General features: G+C 38.4%; 11 protein-coding genes. 7 read left to right on the top strand and 4 right to left on the bottom strand.

Going from position 1 to position 10207, the window contains the following annotated elements; genetic code table 11:
* The first annotated feature begins 459 nt into the window (after positions 1-459).
* The 3 genes from ACY9Z2_RS12985 to ehuA are packed head-to-tail and all read left to right on the top strand — an operon-like array spanning position 460 to position 2576.
* Complete coding sequence (locus tag ACY9Z2_RS12985) at positions 460-1086, top strand: amino acid ABC transporter permease (RefSeq protein ID WP_463610079.1); 627 nt, start codon at positions 460-462, stop codon at positions 1084-1086.
* The gene (ehuD, locus tag ACY9Z2_RS12980) at positions 1086-1781 is read left to right on the top strand and encodes an ectoine/hydroxyectoine ABC transporter permease subunit EhuD (protein WP_463610078.1); all 696 of its coding nucleotides are present in this window, start codon (positions 1086-1088) and stop codon (positions 1779-1781) included. The genes ACY9Z2_RS12985 and ehuD overlap by 1 nt, the downstream gene beginning before the upstream one ends.
* A 24-nt stretch (positions 1782-1805) precedes the next feature.
* Positions 1806-2576: an ectoine/hydroxyectoine ABC transporter ATP-binding protein EhuA gene (gene ehuA / locus ACY9Z2_RS12975; RefSeq protein ID WP_463610077.1), complete on the top strand. Its 771-nt coding sequence runs from the start codon at positions 1806-1808 to the stop codon at positions 2574-2576.
* 133 nt (positions 2577-2709) lie between these two features.
* Here the strand turns inward: ehuA and murB are convergent, their stop codons facing one another.
* The 4 genes from murB to ACY9Z2_RS12955 form a co-directional block, all read right to left on the bottom strand.
* Positions 2710-3630, bottom strand: coding sequence for a UDP-N-acetylmuramate dehydrogenase (murB, locus tag ACY9Z2_RS12970; RefSeq protein WP_463610076.1), 921 nt, complete (start codon positions 3628-3630; stop codon positions 2710-2712).
* 36 nt (positions 3631-3666) lie between these two features.
* On the bottom strand, positions 3667-4497 hold the full coding sequence (locus ACY9Z2_RS12965; RefSeq protein ID WP_463610075.1) for an alpha/beta fold hydrolase: 831 nt from the start codon (positions 4495-4497) through the stop codon (positions 3667-3669).
* A gap of 10 nt (positions 4498-4507) precedes the next feature.
* Positions 4508-4882: a YbaN family protein gene (locus ACY9Z2_RS12960; protein ID WP_463610074.1), complete on the bottom strand. Its 375-nt coding sequence runs from the start codon at positions 4880-4882 to the stop codon at positions 4508-4510.
* 498 nt (positions 4883-5380) lie between these two features.
* Positions 5381-6181, bottom strand: coding sequence for a histidinol-phosphatase HisJ family protein (locus tag ACY9Z2_RS12955; RefSeq protein ID WP_463610073.1), 801 nt, complete (start codon positions 6179-6181; stop codon positions 5381-5383).
* A gap of 104 nt (positions 6182-6285) precedes the next feature.
* Between ACY9Z2_RS12955 and hisZ the strand changes: the two genes are divergently transcribed.
* The 4 genes from hisZ (at position 6286) to hisB (ending at position 10198) form a co-directional block, all read left to right on the top strand.
* Positions 6286-7524: an ATP phosphoribosyltransferase regulatory subunit gene (hisZ, locus tag ACY9Z2_RS12950; RefSeq protein ID WP_463610072.1), complete on the top strand. Its 1239-nt coding sequence runs from the start codon at positions 6286-6288 to the stop codon at positions 7522-7524.
* On the top strand, positions 7525-8151 hold the full coding sequence (hisG, locus tag ACY9Z2_RS12945) for an ATP phosphoribosyltransferase (RefSeq protein ID WP_463610071.1): 627 nt from the start codon (positions 7525-7527) through the stop codon (positions 8149-8151).
* A gap of 6 nt (positions 8152-8157) precedes the next feature.
* A complete protein-coding gene (hisD, locus tag ACY9Z2_RS12940; RefSeq protein WP_463610070.1) occupies positions 8158-9429 on the top strand; it encodes a histidinol dehydrogenase in 1272 nt (423 codons plus the stop codon).
* Positions 9430-9613: 184 nt separating this feature from the next.
* Positions 9614-10198 (top strand): imidazoleglycerol-phosphate dehydratase HisB, encoded by a 585-nt coding sequence (hisB, locus tag ACY9Z2_RS12935; protein WP_463610069.1) that lies wholly within the window; start codon positions 9614-9616, stop codon positions 10196-10198.
* Positions 10199-10207 lie beyond the last annotated feature (9 nt).

Here is a 10207-nt window from a genome sequence, read left to right as displayed (position 1 = left end):
CTGACTAACTATTTGATAGCCGTTAGGAGCCGGAGCTAGACAAGAAAAGCGAAGGAGACTGTTCAACGGCGTACAAATAGATAGGCAGGTGAACGTAGGGTGTTCTTTCCCTACTTCATCCTGACTAACTATTTGATAGCCGTTAGGAGCCGGAGCTAGACAAGAAAAGCGAAGGCGACTGTTCAACAGCGAGGGGCGGACGAATCGATGAGTTGCTTGGCTCGCTAAACAAAAAGTCGCGCGATCATAACTCATTTTTGTGCGACAATTTCTCTAAATCGCACGCCATGCCATTTGTTGCGCGAAATTACTTAAAGGTCGCGCGATTAAGTAATGAGTCGTGCGATTAGCTACATGTATTGCGCGATATTTTTAATACTATGATTTGAATAAGCTAGACAAATCAATCATGAAGGAGTGATTACCATCGATGCTATAATTGAAATTTTTCCCGTTTTAATGAAGGGTGTAGAAATAACCATTAAGGTTCTTCTTGCTTCGATTGTTTTGGGATATTTATTCGCGTTTATTGCGGGATTCTGCCGACTTTCTAATAACGTGATCCTTCGTAAATTCACGGCATTTTATGTAGAGGTGTTTCGCGGGACTTCACTAATCGTACAGCTATTCTGGCTTTATTATGCTTTACCAATTTTATTTGGAATCGAAATTGGTAGTGACTTTTGGGCTGGTGTACTAGCAATCTCGTTAAACTATGGTGCTTATATGTCTGAAATCGTTCGTACCTCCATTCTTTCCGTAGCAAAAGGACAGACAGAAGCATCCACAGCGTTAAATATGTCACGATTCCAACGCATGAGACTCGTTATTTTTCCTCAAGCAGTACGTATGATGCTACCCGAATTCGGTAACTATCTCATTTTAATGTTAAAATCTACTTCATTAGTATCGTTAATCGGCTTAACAGACATTTTATATTACGGGGATATTTTACGAAGCTCGAATCTATCTCAAGCACCAACCGTCTACTTATTAGTACTCGTATTCTATTTCATTCTTGCGCTTCCATTAATCGGATTGACGAAGAAAATGGAGAAAGCATCTAAGAAAGGGGTGGCAAATTAATGAGTAACTGGAGTTGGGATATATTCTTTGAAGCCTTCCCGATCATTTTACAAGGTCTAGGAATCACAATTGGTTTAACAATTGCATGTTATTTATTTGCATTAATTTTTGGGTTTGTCTGGACATTAGTAAAACAAATCCCTATTAAACCAATTAGGTGGATTTTATCCTGGATTATGGAATTTATTCGTTCTACACCACCACTTGTTCAATTGTTTTTCATCTACTATGCATGGCCGATGGTTCCTGTTGTCGGTGTAACACTTGATCCATTCACAAGCGCAGTGCTTGGACTAGGCATCCATTACAGCACCTACATTGGTGAGGTGTATCGATCAGGCATTGATAGTGTAGACAAAGGACAATGGGAAGCATCCAAAGCATTAAACTTTTCAACACGAAGAAAATGGACGAAAATAATATTGCCACAAGCTATTCCCCCTACCATCCCGATGCTAGGAAACTATTTAATTATTATGTTTAAAGAAGTTCCATTAGCATCAACCATTGGGGTTGTAGGTATACTAGCGATGGCGAATAACTACGGTGCGGATCACTGGAAGTATTTAGAACCACTTACCATTGTAGCAATTCTTTTCTTAGTATTAAGCTATCCTTCCGCATTACTAGTAAATAAATTAGAACGTAAATTTAACCGACGCTTTGACAAGAAGGCACCAACCGGAGCTAAATAGAATGATATAAAGGAGTGTTACTAAATGACTGAACCAATCGTTAAATATCAGGACGTCCATAAATCTTTTGGAGATGTGGAGGTATTGAAGGGGATAAATCTAGATATAAAACCAGCCGAAAAGGTTGCTGTCATTGGCCCAAGTGGATCTGGTAAAACAACCATTATTCGTATGCTAATGACGTTAGAGCAACCCACATCAGGCAGTATTATTGTGGACGGAAAAAATTTATGGCACATGGAAAAAGGTGGGCAGCTTGTACCAGCAAATGAAAAACACCTCCGTCAAGTACGCGGTGATATTGGAATGGTGTTTCAACATTTCAATCTTTTCCCACACATGACCATTTTAGAAAATTGCATGACTGCGCCAATTCATGTACAAAAAGAAAATAAACAATCTGCCAAAAAACATTCCATAGAAATGTTAGAAAAAGTGGGGCTTGGTGATAAATTGGACAATTATCCAAGCCAGTTGTCAGGTGGACAAAAACAACGGGTGGCAATGGCTCGCGCGTTAGTTATGAAACCAAAAGTTATGCTATTTGACGAAGTAACCTCAGCACTTGATCCGGAGCTTGTTGGCGAAGTACTTGAAGTTATTCGTGACATTGCCAAAGAAGGCGAAATGGCGATGGTCCTTGTCACACATGAAATGGAATTTGCACGTGATATCGCAGATCGGATAGTCTTTTTGGATGATGGTGTTATCGCAGAACAAGGGCCACCGATGGAAGTTCTTGAAAATTCCGAGAACGAACGATTGCAGAGCTTTTTACATCGATTTAGGACATAATGCATGAAAACTGACTCCAAGATAAATATTTTGGAGTCAGTTTTTTACTTATTTAGTGAGTATCCTGTTTCACCATTTAACTAACTGCATATAAAAAGCCGTGAACATAAACCGTTCACGACTAATACTCTATTTACCCCAAATCTTCCCCAATTATCTTAACCTCACGCTCTAAACTTACGCCAAACTTATCTTTTACTGTTTCCTGCACAAAATGGATAAGATCAATATATTCTTCGGCTGTAGATTTATCGACATTTACAATGAATCCAGCATGCTTCATCGAGACTTGCGCACCGCCGATTTGTTTACCTTGTAATCCGCTATCTTGAATCAATTTTCCTGCAAAATATCCTGGCGGTCGTTTAAATACACTTCCACATGAAGGGTATTCTAACGGTTGTTTAGATTCTCGCTTATATGTTAAATCATCCATAACAGCCTTTATTTCATCATAATTTCCATTTTTCATGGAAAATGTAGCCTCAAGTACAATATATCCATTATCCGGGATATTGCTTGTGCGGTAGTCTAAGTCAAGCTCATCCGCTGAAAGATTCAACAGATTGCCTTCCCGATCGACGACGATCGTACTTTCTAATACATCTTTAATTTCACCGCCATACGCTCCGGCATTCATGAATAATGCCCCACCAACAGAACCTGGAATACCGCATGCAAATTCAAGCCCAGTTAAGCTTTTTGCCAATGCTTCACGCGATGTATCAATAATTCGCGCACCACTTTGAGCTACGATTGTTGTACCTTCCGTTCGTATTGAGGTTAACTGACCCAAATTTAATACAATCCCCCGAATTCCCCCGTCTTTTACGATGAGGTTAGAACCGTTACCAAGCAATGTAAATGGAACACTTCTTTTGTTCGCTAATTTAACGATGTCCTGTACTTCTTCGTACGTTTCTGGGGTCACAAAGAGATCAGCTTCCCCACCTAAGCGAGTATATGTATGTTTGTTTAAGTGTTCATTCACCATCACATTATTCTTGGCTGTAATTTTTATTAGTTCTTCATACGTATGATGATAATTTTCCACTTAGATCATTCCTTTAATTTTTTTTGCGTAATTATCTTATTCGTCTAATTCTTGATCGTTCCATAAGAAGGAATGAATCAAGCGATCGACTTTTTCGCTTTCATGCAAATCACTATGCCCTAACTCACTGTTTTCTATCATTACCGTTTTTAATTGATCGTTCGGTATAATCATTCGTAATGACTTCACGCTTTCTGGGACCGCAATTACGTCACCAGTGCTACCAATACTTAGTACTTGTAACTCTTTTGGAATAGCGTCTTTCGTTGAACGAAGCAATTTCAACGCAGCAGAGTTTGGCTTCAAATCAGTTGCTGCCGGATCTTGATTTAATTGAAAATATAAATCGTTATAAATGCCATCGAATGGACTTCCAATTGTAATTAACTTGTTTGTAGTAGGATGCGTACCGTCCCTGTGAAACTCTTCCATATACTTTACAGAAACCAATCCACCCATAGAATGGCCCACTAAATTAACTTGGTCAATTTGATAATTCTCCCTCATATGAGCAAGGACATTTGCTAACCATTTTGCCGTATCCCGAAAACTTGCACGGTTTTTTTCAAAAATAACTTGGATCAAAACCGGTTCTTGTCTTCCTTTGTTTAAGTTATAAACACGTAATTGCCCTTGTTTGGATACACGATATACCAGAGCTTTATTTCCCCAGTTATATTGATGTTCAAACCTATCCAACATGTTTCCAAATGAATTAAACGTGCCCTTATATCCATGGACAAAAACAGTCGGAGGGGTATCGAATACTTGAGACTTAGCTTTTTCAGGTATAAACATATAAGCCCCCAAGCAAACAATGATTATTAAAATGGATGATATTCGAATGATGTACTTCTTAGTAAACAATCAATTTCCCCTACCTACTATGTCTATGTAAAGTTTTTTGTTTTAGAATAACGATGGTAAAAATACAAGCAATAACAAAAAGAAGCAATTTAATTATAAATAGCGGAATCACATAGAAGATGGTATACCCCATGGATGCCCATAACAAGATAACGCCAACTACTTTCGCACGCATAGGTATCCCTTTACCTGCACGGTAATTTTCAATATAAGGTCCAAACCATTTATTGTTAATCAACCATCGGTATAGCTTTTCTGAGCTTCGGACAAAACACGCAGCTGCAAGTAACAGTAATGGGGTAGTTGGTAAAAGTGGTAAGACGATGCCAAGTATCCCGAATCCTAATGATATGAATCCTATAATTGTTAAAAATCCTTTTTTCATTCTTACACCAGCTATTATCATTTGTCCTCTATTATAGCATTTTATTAGGATTCATGCTTACTGAAATGGGAACTTAATTGAGGCATTTAATTTGTTAAGACTTCTTTTATATTACGAACTAGTGAAACTTCATGTTTTGGCTACAGCAACGCTGATTTCCGCTACGGAAGTCCAGTGTGAGGGAGCATTTGCACGGGTGTGCAAGCTAGCGGACACACGATTCCTTATTTGTGAAAATAATAGCAATTGCTGCAATTTACGGACTGAGGATACCTTATTTAGGTTAAAACAGATGCAAATTATGCTTTTTTCACTGAATAAGACATCCTGTGTCCGTAAATCCACAAAATCACGCCAAAAAAAGTGAATAAGGTACCCTCTGTCCGGTACGGAGCGTTCACAGCATTATATTACCTAGCGTAATTCAGCAACGATTGATAAGCGCTAAACATGGCAATTAGTACGCAATCTACAGATATTGTGTCATAACAACAAACTTTAGTAACGGCCATAGTCAATAGCATGAAACGTAGGTTTTTGATTTTCAAATGTTGTAACATACCGAAATCCTATACGTTCTAATAGCTGAAGTGATTCCTTGAATTGATACGAAATCGTTTGCTCAGAATGTGAATCAGATCCAATCGTTAGTATTTCTCCACCCATGTCAAAATACAATTGTAAAATATCTGTACTCGGCATTCCATTTTTTAGACCATACCTCATTCCAGATGTATTTAACTCGATTCCCTTCCCGGCAGTAATAATTTCTTTAAAAATCTCTTCCATTATGACTTTAAAATCATTGTTTGTTGGTTCTGCTTTGTATCGTTTAACTAAATCAATGTGTCCTAATATAGAATAATCACGATAATTTTTAACACAATATAGTAGTTCTTTATAATACATTTCATATGCCTCTGAAGCTGTAATTCCTTCGAAAAAATTACCTGAATGCAAATCTTTTTTATTTGTTGTATGCATGGAACAGATGATGAAATCAAATTTTTCCTTCTCAATTAGTGCTTTATATCGATTAAGCAAATAGGGTTGAACCCCGATTTCTACTCCTTTTTTTATTCGAATCCTATCTTGATACTTGTTTTGTAGATGCTTTATTTTTGCAGCATAATTGATAAGATCTAGGTCAAAATCAATCGATGGATCTGGATATTCATAGTCAATGTGTTCGGTGAAACAAATTTCCTTTAGACCTAATTCAATCGCACGATCAATACTCTTTTCCATAGGTGTGTTACAATCGGCTGAAAAATCACTGTGAACATGATAATCAAACATAAAAAGCACTCCTTCGTGTTGACTTTCTCCTCGTTACCTACTATACTATCAAATAACTTTAATTAGATAAAGTGATAAAGCGATAAAGTTGAAGGGTTGATAACATGAATTCGGTTAATTTTGATCAACTAGGTGGTTTAGGTATAAATGAGTTTGCAAAAAAAGCAGATTTATTACGGAGTATAAGAAATAATTTTTTAACTTTCGGCTACCAGGAAATTGAAACACCTACATTCGAATCATATGATTTCTATCAAAAAATTAATGGAACGGTTGATTATGACAATATGGTCAAGATCATTGATCCCTCTGGTAAAATACTCGTCATGCGTCCAGATGTCACCATACCAATTACCAAGATGCAAGTTTCAACTTCTGCCAATCGACCATCTAACAATCGACTTTTCTATATGGAAAATGTTTTTCGTTTTGCTGATGGGCACCAACAGAAAAAGGAATGGACACAAGCTGGCATAGAAAACTTTGCACCCTGTTCAATTGAAACAGATGCTGAAGTTATTGCCTTAGCGGTAAAAGTTCTACATAGCCTTGAATTCGATTCCATACAAGTACAAATTGGATTGGCTAGTTTTATTCGCCCATTGCTGACACAACTCTCTCTTTCGAAACAAGAAACAAAGGAAATTCAATCACTTATTCAAGCAAAAAATATATCAGAATTGGAGCTTTTTTTAACACAAAGGAAGATTCCAGAGACCCTACACCAGCTACTTTTACAAATCCCTTATTTATATGGAGCATTTGATGTAGTAATTGAACATGCTAAAGAACTAACATTAAATGACTCCATGCGAAAAGAGTTAGAAAAGCTGGAGGCGTTACATCAAATTTTAATACTTTATAACGTCGATCAATTTGTATCACTCGATTTAGGATTAATCAATCACATGAATTATTACTCGGGTATTACGTTTCAAGGATATGTTGAAAACGTTGGTAAACCAGTTTTAATGGGAGGCAGATATGATGAACTCGCATCACAAATGGGCCGTTCTCTCCCTGCGATTGGATTTGCGTGTGAAGGCGATTTACTACTTGAAGCGCTTGATCAAAAGAGGTCCTACAGAACGAAGGATTTTCCAGATGCGTTTGTTACGTATGATTCAGAACGACAAAAAGAGGCTATTCAAACTGTTGAAACTTTAAGAAATAAAGGCAAAAAAGTTACCTTGTTAGCCCCGTCGGAGAAAACACCATTTACGAAAGGTACTACCTTCATCCGGTATAAACAATTTGACCAAGTCGTTGAAAAGGATGGTAAATCGTGGTCATTCTCTACCACTGGCGCACTACTAGAAATGCTTATAAGGGAGGGAACGTAATTGGATTATTTAACGCTAGCCCTTGGAAAGGGTAGGACAGCGTTGCAAGCTATTGACTTATTACAACAAGCAGGAATAAACTTTGAAGATTTCCACCCAAAATCTCGAAAACTACAATTCTATGATCAAGCCCAGAAAATAAAAATGGTCTACGTGAAGGCGATAGACGTACCAACATACGTAGACACAGGTGCTGCTGATATTGGGATTACCGGTAAAGACAATATCCAAGAGTCAGACTCCAACGTTTATGACATGATGGATTTAAAACTTGGCGCATGTAAATTTGTTGTTGCAGGGGTTGATAAAGATTCGTATGACGTAAAACAAAAAATAACTGTCGCATCCAAGTACCCTCAAGTAGCGGCTACATTTTTCAAAAAGAAAGGCAAAATAGCTCAAACAATTAAATTAAACGGATCAGTTGAATTAGCTCCCTTAATTGGGATGGCAGATGTAATTGTAGACATTATGGAGACTGGAACCACACTCAAAGAAAACGGATTACATGTATTTGAAACGATCGATCAAATCAGTACAAGATTAATCGTTAATAAAGCCAGCTTAGCAACCAAATCTACTCGGATTCATGAAGTATTAAATCGATTGCAAACAGTATTGGAGTGATGTTAATTGAAAACCATAACGAAATCAGAGTTTTTGGCAGAAAAAAGCACCCCTACTAGTATGAAGCGAAATCAAACAGTGCGTACACAGGTTGAACAAATAATCTCTATTGTACAGGAGCAAGGTGATGAGGCGTTATTCCAATACACGGAGCAATTTGATGGCGTCAAACTTGATTCGTTACTAGTCAGCAAAGAAGAAATCGCTGAGGCTCGAGAAGCTGTTGGAGAATCATTCATTCAAGCGTTAAAAGCAGCGAAACGCAATATCACTGTGTTTCACGAAAAGCAGAAACAAGATTCCTGGTATACCGAAGAACAGGATGGCGTCTATTTAGGACAGAAGGTTACCCCAATCGATCGTGTTGGCGTATACGTTCCTGGTGGAAAAGCTACATACCCATCTACCGTTTTAATGAACGTCATTCCAGCTAAATTAGCTGGCGTTCCGTCCATTACTATCGTAACGCCTCCTCAACCCAATGGAAAAATAAATCCGTACGTGCTTGTAGCTGCGCAGGAAACCGGAGTCGATAGGATATATAAGATTGGTGGTGCACAGGCAATTGCCGCTCTCGCATATGGATCGGAAACAATCGAAAATGTAAACAAAATTGTTGGACCAGGTAATACCTATGTAGCGCAAGCAAAGAAAATGGTTTTTGGGGATGTATCAATTGATATGATTGCAGGTCCAAGTGAAATCTGTGTTGTAGTTGACGAAAGTGCAGAACCTACGTTTGTTGCAGCTGACTTGCTTTCCCAGGCAGAGCATGACGAAGAAGCTAGTGCTATTTGTATTACTACGTCAGAAAAATTGGCAAAAGCAATCTCGAATGAAGTAATGGCACAAGCTAATACTTTACTGCGTAAAGACATCATTCAAGCGTCAATTGAACGAAAAGGACGCATCGTTATTTGTGATTCGCTGGAGGAAGCTTACGAGCTTGTAAATGTTATTGCACCTGAGCATTTACAGTTAATGGTTCAGGAACCTCGGAAAGCACTACCTGCCATTCGAAATGCCGGTGCTATTTTTCTCGGAAACTACTCTCCAGAAGCATTAGGTGATTATTTTGCCGGCCCAAACCACACGCTACCAACGAATGGAACGGCTGCATTCGCCTCATCCCTCGGAGTCTATGATTTTGTGAAAAAATCTAGTGTCATTCAGTATACACGGAGCGCACTTTCACAAGCAGCGAATTCCATCGTTACGTTAGCCGAAGCTGAAGGACTAACTGCACATGCGAATGCTATTCGAGTTAGAAATAGATAATTTTGAGGAATGGTTCGAAAAAAAACGAGCAAAAGATGTTAAAAGTTGTGCGACATAGCATCATAATCGCGCAACCACCCTATTTTCGCACGATTATGATGCCATGTCGCGCGCTCTACAGTTTTTGTTGCCCGATAACAGGTAATTACTGCACGAATTTACGAAATACGAAAGGATGAACCAAATGCGATCAACTACAATTGAACGAAAAACTAACGAAACATCGATAAAAGCTGAGTATGTAATTGATGGAGATGGCAGCTCCTCAATTCAAACTGGTATTGGCTTTTTAGATCACATGCTAACACTAATGACACGGCATGGGTTATTCAACCTGAACCTTACTTGTACAGGCGATTTAGAAATTGACCAACACCATTCAGTCGAAGATATTGGAATTGTGCTAGGTCAAGCAGTTAATCAAGCATTAGGTTTAAAAGAAGGAATTACTCGCTACGCAACGATTACCACACCGATGGATGAAGCGCGGTCAACTGTATCGATTGATATCAGTGGTCGATCTTTTCTCGTTTTCCGTGTTGATGGGTTAAAAGACAAAGTTGGTAATTTTGATACAGAGTTAGTAGAGGAATTTTTCCTAGCATTCGTTCGCCACGCTAACCTGACCCTTCATATCGAGCTCGATTACGGTAAAAACAGCCACCATATCATCGAGGCTATTTTTAAAGGATTTGGGCGAGCCTTAGACGAAGCAACCCGCGAGAATTCTAGAATCACAGGCATCCCTTCCACCAAAGGATCACTGTAGGAGGAATAC

Source organism: Virgibacillus sp. GM2-2 (assembly GCF_055329585.1).
This window is presented reverse-complemented; position numbering and strand designations above follow the sequence as displayed.

Coding starts and splice junctions, on each gene's coding strand:
- ACY9Z2_RS12955 (WP_463610073.1), bottom strand. CDS start 6,181: ATGTTTGATTATCATGTTCACAGTGATTTTTCAGCCGATTGTAACACA.
- hisB (WP_463610069.1), top strand. CDS start 9,614: ATGCGATCAACTACAATTGAACGAAAAACTAACGAAACATCGATAAAA.
- ACY9Z2_RS12960 (WP_463610074.1), bottom strand. CDS start 4,882: ATGAAAAAAGGATTTTTAACAATTATAGGATTCATATCATTAGGATTC.
- hisZ (WP_463610072.1), top strand. CDS start 6,286: ATGAATTCGGTTAATTTTGATCAACTAGGTGGTTTAGGTATAAATGAG.
- ehuA (WP_463610077.1), top strand. CDS start 1,806: ATGACTGAACCAATCGTTAAATATCAGGACGTCCATAAATCTTTTGGA.
- ehuD (WP_463610078.1), top strand. CDS start 1,086: ATGAGTAACTGGAGTTGGGATATATTCTTTGAAGCCTTCCCGATCATT.
- ACY9Z2_RS12985 (WP_463610079.1), top strand. CDS start 460: ATGAAGGGTGTAGAAATAACCATTAAGGTTCTTCTTGCTTCGATTGTT.